The organism is Bradyrhizobium sp. 2TAF24, assembly GCF_052115025.1.
Taxonomy (GTDB): domain Bacteria; phylum Pseudomonadota; class Alphaproteobacteria; order Rhizobiales; family Xanthobacteraceae; genus Bradyrhizobium_A.
Map to the genome: position 1 here is coordinate 287,281 of NZ_JBFRFW010000001.1, position 23,650 is coordinate 310,930.

General features: G+C 67.1%; 20 protein-coding genes and 2 pseudogenes. 3 read left to right on the forward strand and 19 right to left on the reverse strand.

Annotated elements, in window-relative coordinates; translation table 11 throughout:
• Positions 1–18 precede the first annotated feature (18 nt).
• The 14 genes and pseudogenes from ligA to AB4Z37_RS01300 form a co-directional block, all read right to left on the reverse strand.
• A complete protein-coding gene (gene ligA / locus AB4Z37_RS01235; protein ID WP_441514855.1) occupies positions 19–2,193 on the reverse strand; it encodes an NAD-dependent DNA ligase LigA in 2,175 nt (724 codons plus the stop codon).
• 217 nt (positions 2,194–2,410) lie between these two features.
• Positions 2,411–4,084, reverse strand: coding sequence for a DNA repair protein RecN (gene recN / locus AB4Z37_RS01240; RefSeq protein WP_441514856.1), 1,674 nt, complete (start codon positions 4,082–4,084; stop codon positions 2,411–2,413).
• A gap of 13 nt (positions 4,085–4,097) precedes the next feature.
• Positions 4,098–5,003, reverse strand: coding sequence for an outer membrane protein assembly factor BamD (locus AB4Z37_RS01245; protein ID WP_441514857.1), 906 nt, complete (start codon positions 5,001–5,003; stop codon positions 4,098–4,100).
• A 310-nt stretch (positions 5,004–5,313) separates the two neighbouring features.
• The gene (gene lpxC / locus AB4Z37_RS01250; RefSeq protein WP_441514858.1) at positions 5,314–6,276 is read right to left on the reverse strand and encodes a UDP-3-O-acyl-N-acetylglucosamine deacetylase; all 963 of its coding nucleotides are present in this window, start codon (positions 6,274–6,276) and stop codon (positions 5,314–5,316) included.
• A gap of 338 nt (positions 6,277–6,614) precedes the next feature.
• Entirely contained in the window at positions 6,615–8,369 is a 1,755-nt protein-coding gene (gene ftsZ / locus AB4Z37_RS01255; RefSeq protein WP_441514859.1) for a cell division protein FtsZ, read from the reverse strand.
• A gap of 102 nt (positions 8,370–8,471) precedes the next feature.
• Positions 8,472–9,800 carry a cell division protein FtsA gene (gene ftsA / locus AB4Z37_RS01260; protein WP_441514860.1) on the reverse strand — a complete coding sequence of 443 codons (1,329 nt, stop codon included), beginning with the start codon at positions 9,798–9,800 and terminating at the stop codon, positions 8,472–8,474.
• Positions 9,797–10,786: a cell division protein FtsQ/DivIB gene (locus AB4Z37_RS01265; protein ID WP_441514861.1), complete on the reverse strand. Its 990-nt coding sequence runs from the start codon at positions 10,784–10,786 to the stop codon at positions 9,797–9,799. The genes ftsA and AB4Z37_RS01265 overlap by 4 nt, the downstream gene beginning before the upstream one ends.
• Positions 10,762–11,053: pseudogene (locus AB4Z37_RS01270) on the reverse strand (D-alanine--D-alanine ligase); the annotation flags it as partial. The pseudogene AB4Z37_RS01270 and the gene AB4Z37_RS01265, both read right to left, overlap by 25 nt.
• A 78-nt stretch (positions 11,054–11,131) precedes the next feature.
• The gene (locus AB4Z37_RS01275) at positions 11,132–12,118 is read right to left on the reverse strand and encodes a D-alanine--D-alanine ligase family protein (protein WP_441515234.1); all 987 of its coding nucleotides are present in this window, start codon (positions 12,116–12,118) and stop codon (positions 11,132–11,134) included.
• Positions 12,118–13,059 carry a UDP-N-acetylmuramate dehydrogenase gene (gene murB / locus AB4Z37_RS01280; RefSeq protein WP_441514862.1) on the reverse strand — a complete coding sequence of 314 codons (942 nt, stop codon included), beginning with the start codon at positions 13,057–13,059 and terminating at the stop codon, positions 12,118–12,120. Before murB ends, AB4Z37_RS01275 begins: the two co-directional genes overlap by 1 nt.
• The gene (murC, locus tag AB4Z37_RS01285) at positions 13,059–14,471 is read right to left on the reverse strand and encodes a UDP-N-acetylmuramate--L-alanine ligase (RefSeq protein ID WP_441514863.1); all 1,413 of its coding nucleotides are present in this window, start codon (positions 14,469–14,471) and stop codon (positions 13,059–13,061) included. The genes murB and murC overlap by 1 nt, the downstream gene beginning before the upstream one ends.
• A gap of 155 nt (positions 14,472–14,626) precedes the next feature.
• Positions 14,627–15,031, reverse strand: a complete 405-nt coding sequence (locus tag AB4Z37_RS01290) for a hypothetical protein (RefSeq protein WP_441514864.1) — start codon at positions 15,029–15,031, stop codon at positions 14,627–14,629.
• A 27-nt stretch (positions 15,032–15,058) separates the two neighbouring features.
• Positions 15,059–15,646 (reverse strand): FAD-dependent oxidoreductase, encoded by a 588-nt coding sequence (locus AB4Z37_RS01295; protein ID WP_441515235.1) that lies wholly within the window; start codon positions 15,644–15,646, stop codon positions 15,059–15,061.
• Positions 15,647–16,183: 537 nt separating this feature from the next.
• Positions 16,184–16,366: pseudogene (locus AB4Z37_RS01300) on the reverse strand (hypothetical protein); the annotation flags it as partial.
• Positions 16,367–16,826: 460 nt separating this feature from the next.
• Here AB4Z37_RS01300 and AB4Z37_RS01305 point away from each other — a divergent pair.
• Positions 16,827–17,204 carry a helix-turn-helix transcriptional regulator gene (locus AB4Z37_RS01305; RefSeq protein ID WP_441515236.1) on the forward strand — a complete coding sequence of 126 codons (378 nt, stop codon included), beginning with the start codon at positions 16,827–16,829 and terminating at the stop codon, positions 17,202–17,204.
• A 34-nt stretch (positions 17,205–17,238) separates the two neighbouring features.
• Here AB4Z37_RS01305 and AB4Z37_RS01310 read toward each other — a convergent pair whose 3' ends face one another.
• On the reverse strand, positions 17,239–18,420 hold the full coding sequence (locus AB4Z37_RS01310) for an MFS transporter (protein WP_441514865.1): 1,182 nt from the start codon (positions 18,418–18,420) through the stop codon (positions 17,239–17,241).
• 114 nt (positions 18,421–18,534) lie between these two features.
• On the opposite strand from AB4Z37_RS01310, the gene AB4Z37_RS01315 reads away from it, so the two are divergent.
• Entirely contained in the window at positions 18,535–19,440 is a 906-nt protein-coding gene (locus AB4Z37_RS01315) for a LysR family transcriptional regulator (RefSeq protein WP_441514866.1), read from the forward strand.
• Here AB4Z37_RS01315 and AB4Z37_RS01320 read toward each other — a convergent pair.
• The 4 genes from AB4Z37_RS01320 to AB4Z37_RS01335 all read right to left on the reverse strand — a co-directional run bounded on the left by AB4Z37_RS01320 (position 19,437) and on the right by AB4Z37_RS01335 (position 22,900).
• Positions 19,437–20,639, reverse strand: coding sequence for a hypothetical protein (locus AB4Z37_RS01320; protein ID WP_441514867.1), 1,203 nt, complete (start codon positions 20,637–20,639; stop codon positions 19,437–19,439). The two genes, AB4Z37_RS01315 and AB4Z37_RS01320, sit on opposite strands and share 4 nt — an antisense overlap.
• Positions 20,636–21,688 carry a hypothetical protein gene (locus AB4Z37_RS01325; RefSeq protein ID WP_441514868.1) on the reverse strand — a complete coding sequence of 351 codons (1,053 nt, stop codon included), beginning with the start codon at positions 21,686–21,688 and terminating at the stop codon, positions 20,636–20,638. Before AB4Z37_RS01325 ends, AB4Z37_RS01320 begins: the two co-directional genes overlap by 4 nt.
• A gap of 189 nt (positions 21,689–21,877) precedes the next feature.
• Positions 21,878–22,153: a YiaA/YiaB family inner membrane protein gene (locus tag AB4Z37_RS01330; protein WP_441514869.1), complete on the reverse strand. Its 276-nt coding sequence runs from the start codon at positions 22,151–22,153 to the stop codon at positions 21,878–21,880.
• Between the two features lie 33 nt (positions 22,154–22,186).
• Positions 22,187–22,900 (reverse strand): PspA/IM30 family protein, encoded by a 714-nt coding sequence (locus tag AB4Z37_RS01335; protein ID WP_441514870.1) that lies wholly within the window; start codon positions 22,898–22,900, stop codon positions 22,187–22,189.
• A gap of 102 nt (positions 22,901–23,002) precedes the next feature.
• Between AB4Z37_RS01335 and AB4Z37_RS01340 the strand changes: the two genes are divergently transcribed.
• Positions 23,003–23,608, forward strand: a complete 606-nt coding sequence (locus AB4Z37_RS01340; protein ID WP_441514871.1) for a TetR/AcrR family transcriptional regulator — start codon at positions 23,003–23,005, stop codon at positions 23,606–23,608.
• Positions 23,609–23,650: the final 42 nt, after the last annotated feature.

Consider the following 23,650-nt stretch of genomic DNA (forward strand, 5'->3'; position numbering starts at 1 on the left):
ACCGGTGGGCACAGGATCTCAGCGCGCCTCGATCAGCGCCAGCCACTCGTCCTCGGTCAGGACGTTCACGCCGAGCTCCCGCGCCTTGTCCAGCTTGGAGCCGGCACTCTCGCCGGCCACGACATAGTCGGTCTTCTTCGACACCGAGCCCGCGACCTTGGCGCCGAGCCGCTCCGCGGAGGCCTTGGCCTCGTCGCGGGTGAACTTGGTCAGCGTCCCCGTGAACACCACCGTCTTGCCGGCGATCGCCGTGTCGGTGCGCGCCTGCTCCGCCGGCTGCACCTCGATTTCGCTGAGCAGGTCGTCGAGCGCCGCCATGTTGCGCGGCTCGGCGAAGAATTCCACTACAGCATCCGCGACCACCTCGCCGACACCTTCGATGTCGTTGAGGTCCTTGTACGCCTCGCTGTCGTGCCCTTCCCCTGCCGCCAGCATGGCGCCGCGGAACGCCTCGATGGTGCCGTAGTGGCGCGCCAGCAGCTTGGCATTGCCCTCGCCGACATGGCGGATGCCGAGCGCGAAGATCAGGCGATGCAGCTCGATCCGCCGGCGCTCGTTGATGGCGCTGAACAGGTTGCGCACCGACACTTCACCGTAGCCTTCGCGCGCGGTGAGCTTGCTCTTCGACTGCGCGTCACGCTTTTCCAGCGTGAAGATATCAGCCGCCGACTTCACCAGGCCGTCGGCATAGAACTCCTGCACCTGCTTGTCGCCGAAACCCTCGATGTCGAACGCATTGCGGGACACGAAGTGCTTGAGCCGCTCCACGGCCTGCGCCGGGCAGATCAGTACGCCGGTGCAGCGCCGCACTGCCTCGTCCTCTTCACGTACCGCATGGCTGCCGCACACCGGGCAGACATGTGGAAACTTGTAGGGCTTGGCGTCCTTCGGCCGCTTGTCCAGCACCACGCTGACGACCTGCGGGATCACGTCGCCGGCGCGCTGCACCACCACGGTATCGCCGACCCGGATGTCGACACCGTCACGGATCGGCTCGCCGTCATTGCCGATGCCGTTGATGTAGTCCTCGTTGTGCAGCGTCGCGTTGGACACCACCACGCCGCCGACCGTCACCGGTTTCAGCCGCGCGACGGGCGTGAGCGCGCCGGTGCGACCGACCTGGATATCGATGGCCTCGAGCTCGGTGGTCGCCTGCTCGGCCGCGAACTTGTGCGCGATCGCCCAGCGCGGGCTACGCGATACGAAGCCAAGGCGGTCCTGCCAGTCGAGCCGGTCGACCTTGTAGACGACGCCGTCGATGTCATAACCGAGATCGGCACGCTCGGCGCCGATGCCGCGATAGAACGCCAGCGCCTCGTCGACACTGCGGCACAGCGTGGTGCGCGGGTTGGTGACGAATCCGGTCTTGGCCATCCATTTGACCATGCCGAACTGCGTCGCCTCCGGCCTCTCGCCGCTGATCTCGCCCCAGGTATAGGCAAAGAATTTCAGCGGCCGCGACGCGGTGATCGACGGGTCCTTCTGACGCAGCGAGCCGGCGGCCGAATTTCGGGGATTGGCGAACACGGTGTCGCCGATCTCCGCCTGCTTCCTATTGAGTGCAAGAAAGTCCTTCGTGGTCATGTAGACTTCGCCGCGGATCTCGCAGACCGCCGGCACGGCCTTGCCTTTCAGCACATGCGGGATATCGGCGATGGTGCGGACATTGGCGGTGACGTCCTCCCCCTCGAAGCCGTCGCCGCGGGTCGCCGCCGTGACGAGCCGGCCGCCTTCATAGCGCAGCGACAGCGACAGACCGTCGATCTTGGGCTCGGCGACGATCGCCGGGATTTCATCGAGCTTGAGGAAGCGCTGCACGCGCTCGATGAAATCGGCGACATCCTCGTCGCTGAAAGCATTGCCGAGCGACAGCATCGGCACCGCATGACGCACCTTGGCGAAGCGTCCGGCCGGTTGCGCGCCCACCCGCTGTGACGGCGATTCCGCCGTCAGCAGATCGGGGAAACGTGCCTCGATGGCATCGCTGCGACGGCGCAGCGCATCATACTCCGCATCCGAAACGGTCGGCGCGTCGTCCTGGAAGTAGCGCTTGTCGTGAGCCGAGATCTCCAGCGCCAGCCGCACCAGCTCGGCCTTGGCCTGCGCCTGGGTCAGATGTTCGACAGCGACGTCCTTGTTGGTGCGGCGCTTGGCGGGTTTGGCCTTGGTGGGCTTGCTGGGCGTGGAGGTCATGGCTGAAAAAGGTTGGCGATGAGGGAAAGCAGGACGTTGGCCGAAACTCCGACTCCGCCGTTCATACCTCATCCTGGGGAGCCCGCGAAGCGGGCGTCTCGAAGGATGAGGCCGAGAGAGCCGGCACGTGGCCTCATGGTTCGAGATGACGCTAACGCGTCTCCTCACCATGAGGAGCAGACCATATCGAACGACCGGCAGGCTGCCGGCGTCCCGGCTAAGCCGTCGCCGCCTTCAACAGCCGGTCCGCGGCGGCGCGGGCTTCGGCGGTGATCTCGGCACCGGCCAGCATCCGGGCAATCTCCTCGCGGCGGTGCTCGCTCATCAGCGTGGCGACCGAGGTCGCGACCCGCTTGCCCTTGTCGCGCGTGTCCTTGGAGATCAGGAGGTGCTGGTCGGCGCGCGCGGCGACCTGCGGTGCGTGGGTCACGGCCATCACCTGCACCTTGCCGGCGAGGCGCGCCAGACGGGCGCCGATGGCGTCCGCCACCGCGCCGCCTACGCCGGTGTCGATCTCGTCGAACACCAGCGTCGGCGCCGAGCCGCGGTCCGACAGCACCACCTTGAGCGCGAGCAGGAAGCGCGACAGCTCGCCGCCCGAGGCGACCTTCATCATCGGTCCGGGCCGGGTGCCCGGGTTGGTCTGCACCCAGAACTCGACGCGGTCGATGCCCTGCGGACCGGGCGCCTTGGCGTCGCTGTCGACCTGCGTCATGAACTTGGCGCGCTCGAGCTTGAGCGGTGCCAGTTCGGCATTGACCGCCTTGTTGAGCTTCTCGGCGGCCTTGGTCCGCGCCGCCGACAGTTTTACAGCCGCGGCGTCATAAGCTTGGTCGGCTTCAAGGGCCTGCTTCTCCAGGACCTTGAGCCGCGCTGCACCGGCGTCGATCAACGCCATGTCGGCGGCATAGCGCTCGGCCAGCGCGGCGAGATCATCGACCGGGGTCGAATACTTGCGGGCGGCCGCGCGCAGCGCGAACAAGCGCTCCTCGATGCGCTCGAGCTCGCCAGGATCGAAGTCGATCGCCCTGAGCGCCGCATTGAGATGCTGGTCGGCCTCCTCGAGCGCATTGATCGCGACGTCGATGGCCCGGACCGCCGGTTCGACCAGCTTCGGCGAGTTGGCCGCGCGACGCTCCAGGCGGCGCACGGCAGCGGCGAGGCTCGCGACCGGCGACTGGTTGCCGCCGACGGCCTCCTGCGCCTCGCGCAGATCCTCGGCGATCTTTTCCCCCTGCATCATGGCTGTGCGGCGCTCCGCGAGCGAGGTCTCCTCGCCCGGCTGCGGGCGCAGGGTGCGCAGCTCGTCGGAGGCGTGGCGTAGATAGTCAGCCTCGCGCGCGGCGCGTTCCATCCCGGCACGGTGCTCATCCAGCGCGGTGCGGGCGGTCCGCCGCGCCGTCCACAACACTTCCAGCGCAGCAACGTCCTTGTCGAGGCCCGCAAAAGCGTCAAGCAGCCGGCGATGGGTGGAGGCATCGACCAGTGCACGCTCGTCGTGCTGGCCGTGGATCTCGACCAGCGCGGCGCCGACCGCTTTCAGGGTCTGCACGCTGATGGCCTGGTCATTGAGGAACGCGCGCGTCCGCCCGTCGGCGAGCTGGACCCGCCGCAAGATCATCTCGCCRCTGTCGTCGAGACCGTTTTCGCTGAGAATGCGCGCCGCGGGATGGCCCTTCGGCACATCGAACACCGCGGTGACCTGCCCCTGCTCCACGCCCTGACGGACGAGGTCGGCATCGCCGCGCCCGCCGAGCGCCAGCGCAAAGGCATCGAGAAGAATGGACTTGCCGGCACCGGTCTCGCCAGTCAGCACAGCAAGGCCGCGGGCGAAATCGATGTCCAGCCGCTCGATCAGGACGATGTCGCGGATCGACAGGCGCGCCAGCATCGCAGGGAAATTCCTATCCGAGGCCCCACTTCTTCGCGGCCCTGAAGGCCTTGCTGATGTAGGACTCTTTGTTCTCGTTTGGTTCGAGGCCGCCGGACTTTACTAGATTGTACGCGTCTTTGTACCACTTGCTGTCAGGAAAGTTGTGGCCAAGCACGGCGGCGGCGGTCTGCGCCTCGCCGACGACACCGATCGTCATGTAGCACTCGGTCAGGCGCGCCAGCGCCTCCTCGACATGCCGCGTGGTCTGGTACTGGGTCACGACCAGCTTGAAGCGGTTGATCGCGGCGGTGTAGTCGCGCTTTTCGAGATAATAGCGGCCGATCGCCATTTCCTTGCCGGCGAGCTGGTCGCGGGCGCCCTCGAGCTTCTTGCGAGCGGAGGTGGCGTATTCGGAATCCGGATACTTGCGCACCACCTCTTCCAGCGCATTGAGCGCCTTTTCGGTGCGGCCCTGGTCACGGCTGATGTCCGGAATCTGGTCGTAATGCGAGGCGGCGATCAGGTATTGGGCGTAGGCGGCGTCCGACGTGCCGGGATGCAGGCTGATGTAGCGCGAGGCCGAGCCGATCGCGGTGTCATAATCGCCGTTCTCATAGGCGGCGTAGGCCGACATCAGCAGCGACTTGCGCGCCCACGTCGAATACGGATGCTGCCGATCGACCTCTTCGAACTTCTTGTTGGCGCCCTTGATGTCCTTCTTCTCGTTCAGAAGGTACAGGCCCTCGTTGTAGAGCTTGTCCGCCGGCTCCTCGGTGAAGGTCTCTTCCTTGGCGAAATACTTGTCCCAGATCGCGCCGCTGCCGCAACCGCCGAGCGTGGAGGCCAGCACCAGGAGACCGGCAACTCGGGCCAGATAGCGCCCCGACCGGCGGCGGCTGAGGCCGCGAAGAGACGACACGTTGCGCTGTTCCATCATCCGCGTGACCGACCTGCTGACCCCTGACTGAAGACCCCGAGAGCGCGCGCTCTCATCTTCAGGTTACTGCATCCCCTCGAAGGCTGCAGTCGTTTACCGACCACCCGCGTTCGTCGCAACCTGAGCGCACGCTTATGTAGTTGAAAAACCTGCCTGAACCAACCGACTAGGCAGACATTCCGCCGGGATTAAGGCGAAGGCGCCGATCGGCCCCAAGGTTGGCGGGCCGTTGCATAACCGCCATAGCGGTCCACCGGCGCCAACGCCGGGTGCAAGCGCTTGATCTGTCAGGCTTCGCAGGCCGTGCCGCTCAGGATACGTCCGGCCCGTAGACCGGAACCATGCCGCCCAGGAGGCCGCCAATCACCTCAGCATGGCCACGCGCGGCGCGACGAACCACCGGCTCGGCCTCGACCACCCGCCAGGCACTGCGATCGGCCATCAGGGCGCTGAGGACGGCGTGATTGAGACGATGGCCGCCCCGCACCGAACGATAGAGGCCGATCAGCGGCAGTCCGGCCAGCGCGAGGTCACCGACGACGTCGAGCACCTTGTGGCGGACACATTCGTCGACGTAGCGCAGACCTTCCGGATTGAGCAGGCGGTCAGTAGAGAACACCACGGAGTTGTCCAGCGAAGCGCCGCGGGCATAGCCAGCCTTGAGCAGCTGCTCGACGTCGTCCATGCAACCGAAGGTGCGGGCACGGGCGATCTCGCGGCGGAAGCCCTCCGGGCTCAGGTCGAAATGAAAGCTCTGACGGCCGATCAGCGAATTGGCGAAGCAGATTTCCACTTCGGCGCGGAAGCCGCCGACATAGGGGCGGAGTTCGCCGAACGATTCACCGCGCGACACCTGCACCGGCTTCAAGACTTCGATAAAACGGCGCGGCGCGGATTGTTCGCGGGTGCCGGCACGGTCGATGGCGGCAACGAACGGCGCAGCGCTGCCGTCCATGATCGGCACTTCCGGTCCGTCGACCTCAATGGTGGCGTTGTCCACACCCATGCCGCGCAGCGCGGCCAGCACATGCTCAGCGGTGGAAACCAGCGGACCTTCCGCAGTGCCGAGAACGGTGGCGAGCTCGGTGGCGACGACGGCGCCGGCCTCGGCGCTGACCTTGCGGCCCGGTCCTTCACGATCGGTGCGGACAAAAACAAAACCTGCATCGACATCCGCAGGTCCGAGAGAGAGCTTGACGGCAGAGCCCGAATGAACACCCACGCCCGTCACAGTGACGTGCGAACGAAGCGTCGTTTGCCGGCTGAATTTCATCCAAGTACTGCCCGCTACTGTCTCGCCCGAACCAGCTTCCCCCGCCGACTTTCCCCAATGAACGTCAGCGATCTGATTCAGGGCGATCCCCAAGTCCTGGTCACCATACTCTTCGCGCGGAGTCGCGCCAGTCACGGTTTTTTACCGATTGTTACCCCAACTCCGCCGCATTTGCGCCGCCCGTTAACCAAATTCAACGCCGTTCGGCAACCCACTAACGTTCATTTTTTCCCTTATCTTTCAAATTCTTACAAAGAATTTACCAAGGCGTCCGGCGGTAAACAAAAATCCCGGCCTTGCGGCCGGGACTTTGACGTTGTGATCGATTGTTACAGGCCTCAATTGGCCTGGCGACGCAGGAACGCGGGAATGTCGAGATGGTCATCTCCCTGCGGCATCGGCGCTGGACGGCCATGCGGGTCGAGCCCCTGCGGCGCCGGACGGCGGGCATATTCGGACACCGGCTCGCCGGCACCGGCCTGCGGGATCGGACGCTGCGGCTTGCGCTCCGGCAGCGGCGGCATCTGCGGGGCGGCCGAGCGCGCGGCGACCGGCGGCTCGCTGTCGTCCTCACGGCGGCCGAGGCCGACATTGGCGAGACGCTGCAGCAGCGACAGGCGGGTCTTCTGCGGATGCTCCTCCTCGACGTCGCTGCTGGCCTGGCGGATCTGGTTCTGCGCCGGCATCGGCAGTTCCTCGAACTTCGGCATCCGCGGAGCGCGAACCGGTGCCCGCTCGGCAGCCGGCGGGATGAAGGTGCTCGGCAGGGCCGGCTCGTTCATCTGCACCGTCGCGGGGGCGGTGTCAGGGAACACCGACGGCTTCGGCTGGATCGGACGGACCATCACGTCGCCATAAGCGGCCGGCTGCACCTGAGCTTCGGCCTGTTCCGGACCGACGGCTGCGGCAATGGCTGCAAGCGCGGCGCGGTCGATGTTGTCCGCAGCCGGACGCGGCGCCTGAGCAGGCGCGACGGCAGCGGCCGGACGGGGCGCTTCCTGCTTCAGCCGCTCGGCCATCCGCTGGTTGTCTGCCTTGAGGCGGGCCGTCAGGTCGGCAAGGCGGCTGTCCGGCGCACCGCCGGCGCTCGGCTGGCTCGGCTGCGCGCCGGTCAGACGCGCGGTGGCGGTTTGATCGATGCCGGTGGCCACCACCGACACGCGGATGATGCCGTCGAGCGATTCGTCGAACGTCGCGCCGACGATGATGTTGGCGTCCTGGTCGACCTCCTCGCGGATACGGGTCGCCGCCTCGTCGACCTCGAACAGCGTGAGGTCCTTGCCGCCGGTGATCGAGATCAGGAGGCCACGCGCACCCTTCATCGACGAATCGTCGATCAGCGGGTTGGCGATCGCAGCCTCCGCGGCGGTGAGCGCGCGCTTCTCGCCGGAGGATTCGCCGGTGCCCATCATCGCCTTGCCCATCTCGCGCATCACAGCGCGGACGTCGGCGAAGTCGAGGTTGATCAGGCCTTCCTTGACCATCAGGTCGGTGATGCAGGCAACGCCCGAGTACAGCACCTGGTCGGCCATTGCGAAGGCGTCGGCGAAGGTCGTCTTCTCGTTGGCGACCCGGAACAGGTTCTGGTTCGGGATGATCAGCAACGTATCGACCACCTTGTGCAGCTCGGCAATGCCGGCTTCGGCGGTGCGCATGCGGCGGCCACCTTCGAAGTGGAACGGCTTGGTCACGACGCCGACCGTCAGGATGCCCATCTCGCGCGCGGTCTTGGCGATCACAGGCGCGGCGCCGGTGCCGGTGCCGCCGCCCATGCCGCCCGTGACGAACACCATGTTGGCGCCCGAGAGGTGGTCACGAATCTCGTCGATGCACTCCTGGGCAGCGGCCGCGCCGACCTCCGGCTGCGATCCGGCGCCGAGACCCTGGGTCACCTGGGTGCCCATCTGGATGATGCGCTCGGCCTTGGACATCGTCAGCGCCTGCGCGTCGGTGTTGGCGACCACGAAATCGACCCCCACCAACCCGGCAGTGATCATGTTGTTGACCGCATTGCCGCCAGCGCCACCGACGCCGAACACGGTGATCCGCGGCTTCAGCTCGCGAATATCGGGGATGTTGAGATTGATGGTCATGTTTGCCTCTCGATTACGCGCGCGTTGTAGCGGAATGCCCGTCCAGGCCGGCGCCCGGGACCGAAGCGGTGAATGAAACGAAGTCTGTGCCGTGCCGAACCATCAGAACCCCTCGCGAAGCCATTGCCCGACCTTTCCGAAATAGCCGCTGCCATGAGTCCCCGTCTTGAGCTGGCGGACATGCCGCGGCTCGACATGCTCAAGGTGAGCGAACTGCGGATAGACCAGCAGGCCGGTCGGCACCGCGAACGAGGCGCTCTTGGCTTCCGCAGGCAGCCGCCCGAAGCCGAGTGGCCGGCCGATGCGGACCGGGCGTTTGAGGATCTGACTGGCGAGCTCCGGAATACCGGTGAGCAGCGAGGCGCCGCCGGTCAGCACCACCCGCGCCCGAGGCTCGGCCGCAAAGGGGGAATCCGCCAACCGGTCCCTGACCATCTCGAAAATCTCCTCGGCGCGCTGACGAATGATGTTGGCGATGGTGGCCCGGGACACGACCTGCGGCGTATCCCGATCATGGTCATCGGCCGCCGGCACACTCATCAGCTCACGCGCGTCGGACCCACCCGTCAGCACGGTCCCATATAAAGTCTTGATTCGCTCCGCATCTGCAATGCAGGCGCCGAGTCCGCGGGCCAAATCCATGGTGATGTGTTGCCCGCCGAGCGCAAATCCGCTGGCATGAACAAAGCGGCCGGTGGAATAGGTCGCGATGGTTGTCGTACCCGCGCCCATGTCGACGATCGCCGCACCGGTGTCGACCTCGTCGTCGGTCAGCACCGAAAGACCGGCGAGGTAGGGACTGGCCGCCATGGCCTCGACATTGAGGTGGCAGCGCTCGACCACCAGCATCAGGTTCTTGGCGACGGAGGCGTCCGACGTCACCACGTTCATGTCGACGCCGAACTGTCGCGCGACCATGCCGCGCGGGTCACGGATGCCTTTCACGCCGTCGAGCGAGTAGCCGACCGGCAGCGCATGCAGCGCGGTGCGGCCGGTCCCGGTCGCATGACGCATGCCCGTCGAGGTGATGCGGCCGACGTCCGCCGGTGTCACGGTGCCGCCGCGGATATCGGAAGCAGCCTCGATCAGCTGGCCCTGCAGGCGGCCGGCGGAAACCGACAGCAGCACGGACTCGACCCGCACCTTGGCCATGCGCTCGGCGACCGCCACCGCCTGGCGCACCGACTGCTCGCACTGGCCGAGATCGATCACTGCGCCGGCTTTGACGCCGAGCGACTGGACATGGCTGATGCCGAGCAGCTCGATGGCATGGGTGCGCCCGCGCAACGCATCACTCGGCGGACACGGCTTCAGCCGTGCGATCAGGCAGGCGACCTTGCTGGTGCCGATGTCGAGCGCCGCGACGAGCGCCGTGCGGTTCGCCGGCATCGCGCGGGTTTTCGGGGTCAAGGTGCCGTCGAGGCTGGTCATGCGTCGGTGCCCTTGCGCTTCGGCTTTTTGTCTTTGGCCAGATCTTCGCGCGCCTTCGCCGCGTCCTCCGACAGCCGCACGGTGATCCGGTCCGGCAACCGCAGATCGATCGCGGTGATGTCCCGCGAGAACAGGCGGTCTTCCTTGTCGAGCTTCGACAGCAGCGCCAGCGACTGCTCGAGATTGGTTTCCGGCAGGCGGACATCGAGGCCGTCGGCGAGCCGCAGATTCCAGCGCCGCTCGCCAACCAGCACGACAGCCTTCACGGCCGCGCGCACCTGCGGATACTGGTCGAGCAGCGCCAGGAACTCGCGGGCGCGCGGACCTGCCCCCTTGCCCACCACCAGCGGAAGCGAGGTGAAACGGCGAGACACCCACGGCTCCAGGATCTGGCCGTCATCGGCAATCACCGACAGCGCGCCGTCCTGCTGCCACAGGGCAAACGCCTTGCGCTCGGTGATCTCGATCTGGAGCTGGCCGGGATAGAGCTTCAGCACGGTGGCATCGGCGATCCAGGGGCTCGCCTTGAGGCGATCGCGCACGGTGGCGGCATCGAGGAACAGCAGCGAGGAGCGGCCGGTGACGCCGCCGATCGCCAGGACCTCGTCCTGGGTCAGCTGCTTGCGACCGGAAATGGCGACGTTGGTGATGCGAAAGCCGACCGCGTTGGCGGCCGCGTTGCGCGTATCGCTCAGCGCCGTGACGACTTCCTCGACATGGTTGCCCTTCACCGTGCCGAAACCGAGCGCCGCCAGCAGGATCAGGAGGGTCGCGAGCCAGCCGAACCGCCGCGGCAGGCTGCGCTGCAGCGCCGCGAGAAAGCGCGGCATATCCTCGTCGTTCACCGGCGCGCGATAGCTCGGGCGGGGCGGACGGCTCGCGACGCGCGACGACCGCGGCGCAGGCCGCCGCGCCGTCGTCTTCGTCGTTTCGGATTGAGGCCTCTGCTGTCTCTGGGACCGAGCGAGGCGTCCTCCACCATCCATTGCACGAGCTCGTCAACTGTTGCGCCCGCAAGTGCTGCGGGCTCTGGCACGTGTGACGTCTCGGTCATGCCGGGCCGGGTGTCGGCCTCATGACTGATCAGGCCCTCTCCCGATGATGCGCTGGTCGTCGCGGAAATCCGCACGGCTCACGCCCCGGCAGCCAAACGCTCCACGCGCCGCCAGCGTTAACCTTCGGATTTCTGGGTAAACAAAACGTAAAATGATTGCAGGCAGAATGCGTTTTGATCTGCCAAATGAGCACTTTGCAGCATCGTGGCGGAACTGCGGCGCGAGAACCGGACCGCCGCCCGCGGATGGCTACCCGCGGCCGCGATCCTTCCCCGATTACCGCCGCCGCTGGTCCACCGCCAGCGCGATCTGGTCGTTCAGGAAATCGGCGAACGCGATCCCTTCGGCCTTGAGGGCCTTCGGGTAGAGCGAGGCCTGAGTCAGGCCAGGCAGCGTGTTGGTCTCCAGATACACCGGCCCGTGCCCGGTCACGATGAAGTCGGAGCGGGAATAGCCACGGCAGGACAATGCCTTATGCATGGTCAGCGCACGCGCCATGATCTGCGCGCTGATCTCCGGCGCAAACCGCCCCGGGCAGATTTCCTGGGTCGACTTGGCGAGGTATTTGGCGGTGTAGTCGAAGCTGCCCTCCGCCGGAACGATTTCGACCGGCGGCAGCGCCCTCACCGAGCCGTCCGACTGCTCGAGCACACCGCAGGTCGCCTCGATGCCGCTCATGAACGGCTCGATCACATAGTCCTCGACCTTGGCGGCGTTGCGGACCGACACCAGATCCTGGACCGCATTGACGAAGATCAGGCCATAGCTGGAGCCGTCGCGCGCCGGCTTGGCGATCAACCGGCCATGCTCGCCGAGCGCCTCCTCCGCGTCCGCGAGCGCCACGCTGGTCGGCGCCGGCACGCCGACGATCGCAGCGAAGCGCTTGGCCGCCACCTTGTCGAACGCGAGATGGGACGACGCCGAGCCGGAGCCGGTGAACGGGATGCCGCGGGTCTCGCACATCGCCTGCAGTTCACCGTTCTCGGCGCGACCGCCATGCAGGCCGAGCACCAGCACGCGATCCTCGTCGCGCGCGGCATCGAGCGCCTGCGCCAACGCAACACCTGGACCACCGGGCACGAACGGCTCCTCGAACGGCCGCGCATGCGCCAGCAACTGCGCCGACTGAACGGCATGGATCGTATCGTCGACGTCCCAAAACCACAGGTCGGCCTCGGGCAATGCCCGGTGCAGCGACTGCGCGGACGCCACCGACACCAGGCATTCCTTGCTCGTGCCGCCGAAGAGAATGGTCGTCCGCATCATGCCGCCCCGTCGATTCCGATCCGCTTGATTTCCCAGTGCAAGTCGATACCCGACGTCGCCTTGACCCGTGCCCGCACGGTTTCGCCCAGCGCCTCGATGTCCTGCCCGGTGGCATCGCCGGTGTTGATCAGGAAGTTGCAGTGCATCTCCGACACTTGCGCGCCGCCGACACGGAAGCCGCGCATGCCGGCCGCGTCGACCAGCTTCCAGGCGCTGTGGCCGTCAGGATTCTTGAAGGTCGAGCCGCCGGTCTTCTCGCGGATCGGCTGCGCCGTCTCGCGATGATTCTGCACCTCGGCCATCCGGGCGCGAATGGCCTCCGGATCCGTCGGACGGCCGCGGAACAGCGCGGAGGTGAAGATCACGCCATCCTCGACGCCGCTGTTGCGATAGCTGAACTTCATGTCGGCATGGGCGAAGGTGCGCACCTCGCCGGCGCGCGTGACACCACGCGCCTCCACCAGCACGTCCTTGGTTTCGCCGCCGTTGGCGCCGGCGTTCATGCGCAGCGCACCACCGATCGAGCCGGGAATGCCGAAATAGAATTCGAGGCCGCCGATGCCGGCCGCAGCCGCCGCTTCAGCCACGCGCTTGTCGAGCGCGGCGGTGCCGGCGCGCAGCGTGTCGCCGTCCGTGCTGATGTCACCGAAGCCGCGCGGCGACAGGCGGATGACCACGCCGGGCACGCCGCCGTCCCGCACGATCAGGTTCGAACCGACGCCGATCGGATAGACCGCAATGTCGGACGGCAGCCGTGCCAGGAAATAGGCGAGATCGTCCTCGTCCGCCGGCGTGAACAGCACCTGCGCCGGACCGCCGACGCGAAACCAGGTCAGTGGCGCGAGGCGCTCGTTGGCGAGCAGCCGGCCGCGCAGCTGTGGCATCGCCGCGGTCAGCGACGGCAGCAGATCGGAAAAGCCGCTCGCCCCCTGCGACATCAGGCGCCGCTCTCCAGCGCCGTCAACTCGGCCGGCAACGCGTAGGCCCACTGGGTGATGTTGCCGGCGCCGAGGCAGACCACATAGTCACCGGGCTTGGCGACGCCGCGCACCACTTCGGCGAGTTGCACCGGATCCTTGAGCGGGATCACCTCGCGATGGCCGTGCGCGCGCAAGCCCAGCACGAAATGCTCGCGATCGATGCCCGGGATCGGCGCCTCGCCGGCCGGATAGACGTCCGCGACGATGACGGTGTCGGCGTCGTTGAAGCAGGTACAGAACTCCTCGAACAGCGACTGCAGGCGGGTGTAGCGGTGCGGCTGCACCACCGCGATCACCTTGTTGCCGGTGGACTCGCGCGCCGCCTTCAGCACCGCGGCGATCTCCACCGGATGATGGCCGTAGTCGTCGATCACGGTGACGCCGTTCCACTCGCCGGTGCGGGTGAAGCGGCGCTTCACGCCGCCGAAGCCTGCGAGCGCCTTGCGGATGGTATCGTCCGGGAGCCCGAGCTCATGGGCAACCGCGATGGCGGCGGTGGCGTTCGAGGCGTTGTGGCGCCCCGGCATCGGCAGCACGAGATCGGCAATCTCGTGGGTCATGCCGCCCTTGCGGTTGCGAAACGATACCTTGAAGTGCGAGCCGCCATTCGCGGGAGTGAGATCCAGCAACCGCACGTCGGCCTGCGGATTCTCACCATAGGTGATGATGCGGCGGTCCTCGATCTTGCCGACGAGAGCCTGCACCACGGGATGATCGATGCACATCACCGCGAAGCCGTAGAACGGCACGCTCTCGACGAAGTTGCGGAACGCGTCCTGCACCGCCTCGAAGGTCTTGAAGTGGTCGAGATGTTCGGGATCGACATTGGTGACGATGGCGACGTCGGCCGGCAGCTTGAGGAAGGTGCCGTCGCTCTCGTCGGCTTCCACCACCATCCACTCGCCGTCGCCGAGCCGGGCGTTGGTGCCGTAGGCGTTGATGATGCCGCCGTTGATCACGGTCGGGTCGAGATTGCCGGCATCGAGCAGCGTCGCCACCATCGAGGTGGTGGTGGTCTTGCCATGGGTGCCGGCGATCGCGACGCAGCTCTTCAGCCGCATCAGCTCGGCCAGCATCTCGGCGCGGCGCACCACGGGAACACGCTGGGCACGCGCCGCCATCAGTTCCGGATTGTCGCGCTTGATCGCCGACGACACCACCATGACACCGGCACCGTTGACGTTGTCAGCCGCGTGACCGACCGTCACTGCGATACCCTTGTCGCGCAGCCGCTTGACGTTGGCGTTCTCCGCCACGTCGGAACCGCGCACCGTGTAGCCGAGGTTGCCGAGCACCTCGGCGATCCCGCTCATGCCGATGCCGCCGATCCCGACGAAGTGGATAGGGCCGATCTCGCGCGGCAGTCTCATGGTGGTTTCTCGCTGTCGTCGGGCCCCGGCCCCACGCCGGCGCAGCCTTACGAATCCTGAATCCACTTCATGCAAGACTGAACTGGCCGGGACAAGTCCGGACCGTCAGAAATCGAGAATTCGGCGGTTTTGCGTCCAAAACGGCCCCAATTGCCTCAAACCGGTATTTTCAGCTGTTCCCGCACGCGCGCTTCGGCCTCCACGGCGGTCGCGACAACCTCCATGGGAATGCCGAAGGCCTTGGCCGTGATCACCGCACGCGCCTGCAGGATAGTGCGGGCCAGCGCTTCGGGCTCGATGCCGATCATGCCCTTGCAGACTGCCTGCAGGGCATCCTTGTTGCGTTTCAGCCATTGGCCGCGCTGTTTGCGGTCCTCGTGGCTCTCCTCGCCGCGATCGCCGTCGAACAGCAGGACGAAGGGGCGGCCGAGCGCCAGCAACAGATCCATCTCGCAGATCCACTGCGGCGCGTAACCGGGCTCCTGGGCGCCGATCAGCACCCGCACCACCGGAAAGGCGCGGACATCGTGGACGCGGAAGGATTGTGGGTTGGGCAGCATGATCGGGCTCCTGTGAAGTCTGTGATGCTAGTGGGACGAGAACAGGCGCTGTGCGCCCTGTCGGGAGAATTCGAGGGCTGTGGCGGCCCGTCGCAGCATGTCCTGCTCATAGGCTGCGACAGCCGCGAGCGGCGACAACTGACCGGTCGCCGCCTCAGCCAGCCAGGCGGCCAGACTCGCCGCATCCGTGAGCGCCGTGTTGGCCCCGAACCCGCCGGCCGGGCTCATCACATGGACGGCGTCGCCGAGGAACGTGACCGGCGCCGGCGTCCATGGTGTCGGTGTCGCCGCTTGCCGGATCGGCATCACCGCCAATGTCGCGCGGTCGACCGCCTCGAACAGCGCACGCAAGGCAGGGTGCCAGTCGCAGGTGATGCAGGCCACGATCGCACCGAGCGCCGGACCTCCCGGCAGCGGATCGACCCGTTCGTCGAAACCAAAGCAAACCCGCGGTCCAACGAACGCCCAGTAGAGATAGTCCTCCATCGGCGTCAGTGGATAGCGACGTCCCAACGCCGCTTGCGGCCGGAAACGCATCGCATCGACGACGAGTGCAAAGCCGCTCGCGAACACCACCGACGTGCCGCGGCGCAGTTGCGGCTCGACACGCTGCAACACCTCGGACGAGAGCGGCGTCTTTCCATAGATGCAAACCGCTCCGGTGTCTGGCGGACATACATGCGGCCAGCGCTGGGCGCGAACCTGCGAGTGGACGCCATCGGCGGCGACGAGAATATCGGAGCACGCCCGCGTGCCGTCGTCGAAGGCGATCCCCACCCTGCCGTCGTCGTGCAGATCGAAGTGGCGAAACGACTTGCCGAAATGGACCCGCCCCTGCAGACCGCAGAGCAGAACCTCGCGCAACGTGAGACGGTCGGCGGATACATCGCCGCGTCCTGCCACCGGCTGATCGGCGACCACCGAAGGCCGCCATGTCCGGACCGCACGTCCCGTGACCGGCACGAGCTGTGGATCGAAGAACAGGCCCTCGCTGTCGGTGATGGCGCACGTCTCGCGAAACAGCCGCGCCAGATCATCGGGCAGACAGCGCGCCAGCGCGCGCTGTCCGGCATCGTTGATCCGGAGGCGATATCCCTGCCTCCGGGCGTTGGGCGCGGCATCCCGCTCGTAGACGTCGAACGCAATGCCCGCCCGCTGCAGCCCGTGCGCAAGGCAGAGACCGCCAAGTCCGGCGCCGACGATCGTCACATGGCCAGCGCCCTGAAAGCGGTTTTGAAACGAGGTCCTGTCCAACGGATCACCATCATCAGCACAGCCGGTTCCGTTCCGGCGTTTCAGCGATAGCGAACCCTTCCGCGATTGCGATAACCGCATTTGGCCAATAAATGTTGAGAAATGGCCAGTCTAGAGATGATCTTACCTGACGTGACCGACCGCCTGGACGGGCCGGCCGTGATCGCCCTGTGGGGCTCGACCGATCCGGCAGACGCCTTCCGGCTGGGCACGCGCGAGTATGACTGGCACAGCCACCTGCGCGGCCAGCTGTTCTGCATCGACAGCGGGCTGATCCATGTCCGCACCCATCACGGATCATGGCTGTTGCCGCCGCATCGCGTCGGCTGGATGCCGCCGGGGGAATTGCACAAGGCCAGCGTCAGCGGTGCGTTGAGTGGCTGGAGCGTGCTGATCCTGCCTGACGCGAGCCGCGGCCTGCCGGACCGCCCCTGCGTCGTCGGCACGAGCGACCTGTTGCGGGCCCTGGTGCGACGGGCGGCATCATGGGCGGATCAGGATCGTCTCTCGGCAGAGCAGGAGCGACTGGTCGGCCGTGCTGATGGACGAGATCCGGCGTGCGCCGCGGGAGCCGCTGCATCTGCCGATGCCGTCGGACGAACGGCTGGTGCGGATCGCGACCGCGCTGCTGAATCGGCCCGACGACAACCGTACGCTCGATACCTGGGCGCAGTGGGCCGGCCTGTCGGCGCGCACGCTGCGGCGAACCTTCCTGGCACAGACCGGCACGAGCTTCGCGCAATGGCGGCAGCAGGCCCGCCTCACCCACGCGCTGGAGCTGCTGGCGCGCGGTGAGGCTGTCGCCACCGTGGCCGATGCGCTGGGCTATGCCTCGCCGAGCAACTTCATCGCCATGTTCCGCCGCAGCTTCGGCGAGTCGCCGGCGCGCTATTTCGCGAGCCGGCCCTCTTCCGTCTAGCGCTCGCCACGTCAGGCCGAGCGCGGAGCGAGCATCAGGCCGCCTGCTCGGCGCAATCCAGCTGCCGCCGCTTGCGGACCACCTGCTCGCTGTAGAGCGCCAGCAGCAGTGCGACGAACGGCACCAGCGCCGCGACCCAGGGAATGGCGCCAAGACCCAAGCCATGGTCGATCACGACGCCACCGAGCCAGGCGCCGATGGCATTGCCGAGGTTGAAGGCGGCGATGTTGAAACTGGACGCCAGGCTCTGGCCGGCGCCATGCGCCTTCTCCAGCACCCACATCTGCAGCGGCGGCACGGTGGAGAACGCCGCAGCGCCCAGCAGACCGACGAACAGCACCATTGCCACACGGTTGTGGGCGGCAAAGGTCATCAGTCCCAGCACCACCGCGAGCGCCAGCAGGCTGCCGAACAGCGCGGGCAGCAAGCGGCGGTCGGCGAAACGGCCGCCGGCGAGGTTGCCGGCCACGAGGCCGGCGCCAAATACCAGGAGGATCGGCGACACGGCGGCGTCCGAGAAACCAGTGATGCGCGTCAGCATCGGGGCGATGTAGGTGAACACGGCGAACACGCCGACCCAGCTCAGCACGGTGGTGAGCAGGCCGACCAGCACTTCGCGGCGGCCGAGCACGGCGAGGTCTTCGCGCAACTTCGACGGTGCGGGTGCTGCGGTGTCGCGCGGCACGAACGCGGCGATCACCGCGAGCGCGGCCACGCCGACGACCGTCACGGCCCAGAAGGTCGCGCGCCAGCCGAAGCCTTGGCCCAGCCAGGTGCCGAACGGCACGCCGAGGATGTTCGCGACCGTGAGACCGGTGAACATCACCGCGATCGCGGAGGCCTTCTTGTTCGCCGGCACCAGCGAGGTCGCCACCACCGAGCCGACACCAAAGAACGTGCCGTGGGCGAACGCGGTAAGCACGCGCGCGGCCATCAGCGTCCAGTAGTCCGGCGCAATCGCGCAGGCGGCGTTGCCGACGGTGAAGATGGCCATCAGCGCCAGCAGCGCGGTCTTGCGCGGCCAGCGCGCGGTGGCGATGGTCATGATAGGGGCGCCGAGGACGACGCCGAGGGCATAGCCGGAGATCAGCAGACCCGCGGCCGGGATCGAGACATGGAGATCAGCGCCGACCTGGATCAGCAGCCCCATGATGACGAATTCAGTCACGCCAATTCCGAAGGCGCCGGCGGTGAGCGCATAGAGTGCGAGCGGCATGGAAAACCCCGAGAGATCCGGCCCCGACGGAGGGCCGGTTCCTGTCCAGATGGACACGCCGGCATTCGTGAACTAGAGTTTCATCAGGCAAAATATCTGTGAACTGAAGTCACAATGTCTCGGATCGAGGTCAACCGCTCCGGCGAGATGGAAGTCTTTGTCCGGGTTGTGGAGTTGGGCGGCTTCTCGGCCGCGGCCCGCAGCTTTCGGATGACCCCGTCGGCCGTCAGCAAGCTCGTCGCCCGCCTGGAGAGCCGGCTGGGGGTGCGCCTCGTCAACCGCTCGACGCGCAAGCTGCAGCTCACCCCCGAAGGCACCGCCTATTACGACCGGGCGCTCCGCATCCTCGAAGACATCGACACCGCCGAGCGCGAGGCGACGACCGGCGCGACGCCGCGCGGACGGCTGCGCGTCAACACCAGCGTGCCGTTCGGCCTGCACCGGCTGCTGCCGCTGCTGCCCGGTTTCATGCAGCGCTATCCCGGCGTCCATGTCGATGTCGCCCTCACCGACACGGTGGTGGACCTGCTGGAGGAACGCGCCGACGTCGCCATCCGGGTCGGCCCGCTGCGCGAGTCACGCCTGTTGGCGCGCAAGCTCGGCGAGAGCGCGATGGTGGTGGTGGCGGCGCCGTCTTACATCGAACGGCATGGCACGCCGCAAACCCCGCAGGATCTCGCTCACCACAACATGCTCGGCTTCTGCTTCACCAAGCAGATCGAGGGCTGGCCGTTCCGCGATAGCAAGGGCGCTGTGATCTCGATCCATCCGGCCGGCAACGCGCTGGTCAGCGACGGCGAGGCGATGCAGCGGCTTGTCGTCGCCGGGCTCGGCGTCGCGCGCCTGACGCGCTTCCATGTCCAGGCCGACATCGATGCCGGCCGCCTGGTGCCAGTGCTGGAGACCTACAATCCCGGCGACCTCGAAGCGATCCATGCCGTGTTCGTCGGCCATGGCGGCCAGTTGCCGGCGCGGGTGCGCGCGTTCCTCGACTATCTGGTGGAGCACGTGAAGATCTAGCTGCGCTCCGGCGCCAATACCAGCAGACGGCCGACCAGCGCGAGTGCTGTTTCGGTGGCGGGATCGGCCGACACCACCGGCACCGCCAGCACCATGACGTCGATGGGATCATGCGCGAGCACGATCAGATGGGTGGCGCTGTGCGCAGCCAACAGCGACGCCACACGCTCGACCGCCGGATCAGTCGGCGACGATCCCCAGGGCGCATCGGCGCGGCGCAAGAGACTGTGCCGCGCCAGAAGACCACACAGCAGCGGCGGATCGTAATCGACGAGCTCGGCCTCGCGCAGCCGCCGCGCACTCGCGAACAAGGGATGGCGCCCGAGCTCGGCGATCAGGTCATCGCGGCTGCGTGCCGCCGAGGTTGCGACCGAGTTGAGCAGGCCCGGCGCATGGGATTCGAACAACGACCGCAGCGCGTCCACCATCAGCGCGATCGCCAACACCCCGCTGATGGCGACCGCGCAGAACCGCACGACCTGCGCGGCGTCGACATCCGGCGTCATGAAGGCCGCGGTCGCGCCGAGCAGCCCCGAACTGACCAGCCGCAGCGCGGTGAGCAAGAGGCCCTGGCGCCGGGTTTCGGCGCCTCCGCCAGCGATCAGCAGCACGGAGATCACCAGCAGCGCGCCCAGCGCGCCGAGCCGCACCGGAATATCCGGGAATACCACGCGGAAATCGGTGACGATGAACGGCATCACCACCAGTGCACCGACGGCGAGGCGCGCGATGCTGCGATTCTCCGCCGCCATCAGGGTGGCCGGATCACGCCGCATCAGCAACACCGCGCAGACGGCGAAGCTGGCGATCTGAAACAGCATCAGCGCGATGCCATGAACCACCACGTACAGCCCACTGCCGACGAGGGCAGCAAGACCAAGCGCCACGCCACCGACCACCGCGGCGAACTTGACCAGGCGCGGGGCATGCCGCCGCAGCATGCCCTCGGTAACGATCAGCGCGCCGAGCGGAATCAGTGCGGCTGGGATCAGCGACAGGCGATCCAGCAGGTCGCTGCCGCTCCACCATGCGGCGCTGCGGATGAAGAACAGGCATGCGACGAGGCCCAGCGCAAACTCCAGCCGACGTGTCTGCGGACTGTCGGCATCGCGCCGGCGCAGCGTCAGCATGGCGACGCCAAGGCCGATGGCCCCGCACATGTTGACAATGGAATCCGCGACGATCGCCGACGTCGTCATGGCGCCTCCGAACGCTGGGCATCGCCATCACGCGACGGTTGACGTGGCCGCAGGGTGCCGAACGGCCTGGTGTCGTCGAGCCAGTGCAACGGCGGAAGCAGCAGCCGCTGCAGCCCGAGCATGACACCCGCCGCGAGCAGCCCCGGCAGCGACCCGCGCGGCACCTCGCTCAGCAGGTAGCGCCGCGCCCCGGCGAGATCGATGCGGCCGAGCTGCAGGAGATCGTCGCCGCGATCGTAATCGAGTTCGCGTGCACAGAATGCGTTGTAGCGCTCGTCACGATGCTTCGGCGCGTCGGCAAATGTCTTCTTCAGTGCATCGGACCCGCCGGTATAGGCGGTGGTGATCACGAACCGGGCCTCGTCGAATCCCGCCTCCGCGCCGACGCCGAACACGTGGCGGTGGCGGCGCATGATATCGCGCGCGAGCTGTAGATGAGCGAAGCTGCAGCGCGCCGCGGGGTCGGGCGAGGGAAACACATCGGAGAAGGTCTCCGCAACCATGCCGGCCACGGCCGGCACCTGGGTGACGCTGGAGATCCATTTCGGGCGCAAGCCATGGCGCACGAACAGCACCAGCGCCGTGAGGCCGTACAGCACCCAGGACAGTCCCTGCCCGCGGACCTGCGGATCGACCATCACCAGACCGAGATGCGTCACCTGAACAGGCGCGCCGTCGAGCGTCACGTCCATCACCGCCAGCGCGTTGAAGGCGATCGGCTGCCCGGTCGCCTCCTCGCAAATCAAGGTGATGATGGCGCGGGACAGCGGCTCGCGCTCGCCCGAGAACACACCATAAGCCAGTTCGTCCTGTGGCAGCGTCTTCGCGGCAACCGTCCGCAGTTGCGTCACCAGGCGCTTGAGTTCGTCGTGGGACAGCGACCGGCCGGGGCTCTCAACGATCCGTGTGTGCAGGCCGGCGTGGGTACGCAGGGTGAGATCGATCGCCGGCTGCGACAGGGCATGAAACCAGAACGCGACCATGCCGCGCAGCCGACCGAAGCCTGACCGAATCCGCGTCCAGCCATCGAACTGTCGCAACGTCGCCATAGCACTCCCAAAGACGCACGGTCCGCCTCGCGTGCATCTCGCCCCGTTCCTGCGGGACGGCCCGCCAAGACGCAATGATCGGGGCGCCGGGCCGTGGCGGCAAGGTAAATGGACGATTGCATCAACGCCGTTTCGGGACGGCCGATCGCTCAGCTGCCCCGCAAACAGTATCCGGTTGTCGCGGCTATCTTATGCCGCCTTCGACGCTTCCATCAGGATGCGCTCGGCGCGCGCGTCCTCGATGCGGTTGACGAGGCGGCTGCTCTCGTGGACGTCGCGCACCGTCTTGGTCATGGTGATGCAGGACTGAACGAGCATGACGATGCCCATCAGCAGGTAACCCTTCACCCACAGGTCGAGCGGCAGGAAGTAGATGCCGCAGATCACCATCAACAGCGAGGCGGCGAACGACACGTAGGTGAAGGTGACCCACGCGGAGGTGTGCGGCTGGGCGGTCTGGTTCATGGCGGTCTCCTTTTCGCAAGTGGTTCGAGACGATCAGTCGTGGTGCTGCGGTGCGGCGGACGGCGTCCGCTTGGCCTTGAGACGGGCGAGGACGTCATCCGCGGTCGAGCGCATGCGTGGTCCAAACCCCTGCTCGGCGAGCTTTTCAGCGGTGGCGAGCGGCCCGTTGGCGGCATCGATGTCGATCAGCGCCTCATCGGCGGCCTGGGCCTCCTGCTGGCGCTCGCGCAGGCGCTGCAACGTCCGCTCCGCTTCCGGCAAGGTCGACTCGTGGGGCCGCGAGGCCTCGATGCCACCGCGGCGCAAGGCGCGCACCGCCTCGGAGGCACGGGCAATACGGCGGCCGCGGTCGAGCGCAGCGATCCGCATTTCGGCGCCGCTGACATGGCGCCTCAGCCGCGCGATCTCGGTCGCGAACAGGGCGCGCGCGGTCAGCGCAGCGTCACGGTCGGCCTCGAGGCCGGCGATGGCCTCGGCGGCCTCACGGGCGAGATCCTCGCGGCCACCGTCGAGCGCAGCGGCGGCGCGGACTTCGAGATCGGCAATCCGGGCGTTGGTGGCGTCGAGCCGCTGTCCTTCCTGCTGATCCTGGGCGATGGCGAGGGCCAGCGCCCGCTTGGCACGCTCGACGGCTGCGGCCGCGTCGCGCATCTGCTGGTCGAGGATGAGCAGCGCCGAGCGATCTTCGAGTTCTTCGCCGACGGCAGCTACACTGCCCCGGAACAGCGTCAAAACCGTTTTGAACATTGGCCACTCCCTGCTATGAGCATCGCTCATATACGCACATCTACCACAATTTGAGCGCCGCTCAAGAATTGTTTTGAGCGTCGCTCAGGAACATGGTTGCCAATGTCCAAAACAATGGAACGACGGGACAGGCTGCGCGACGCCCTGATTGGCGCCGCCGAGCAGACCATTGCAGCCAAAGGCCTCGCCGGACTGAAGTCCCGCGACCTCGCCCGCGAGATCGGCTGCTCCAACGGCGCGGTGTTCAACCTGGTCGAGAGCATGGACGAGCTGGTGCTGCGCGTCGGGTCGCGCACCCTGGCGAAGCTCGACGCGGCGCTGTCGGCGGCGGAAGGCGGGGCGGCGCACACACCCGGCGAGACGCTGGTGCGCATCGCCGACGCCTACTGTGAGTTCGCGGCGCAGAACCTCGAATTGTGGCGCGCGCTGTTCGAGCACCGCATGGAGCCGGGACGTGCGATTCCCGACTGGGTGATCGCGGAGCAGATGCACCTGTTCCGTCACATCCACCAGCCGCTGGTCGCGCTGTTCCCCCAGCGCACACCACTCGATCTCGGCATCACGGCGCGCAGCCTGTTCTCGGCGGTGCACGGCATGGTCCTGCTCGGCCTCGAACAGAAGCTGATCGCTGTGCCGATCGATGCGCTGCGCAGCGAGATCGCAACCATGGTGCGCGCCATGGTCCGCGGGCTCACGGCCGCCCCATGATGGCGCCGTCGGGCCGGTCAGTTCCGGACCGACGGCGCTCCC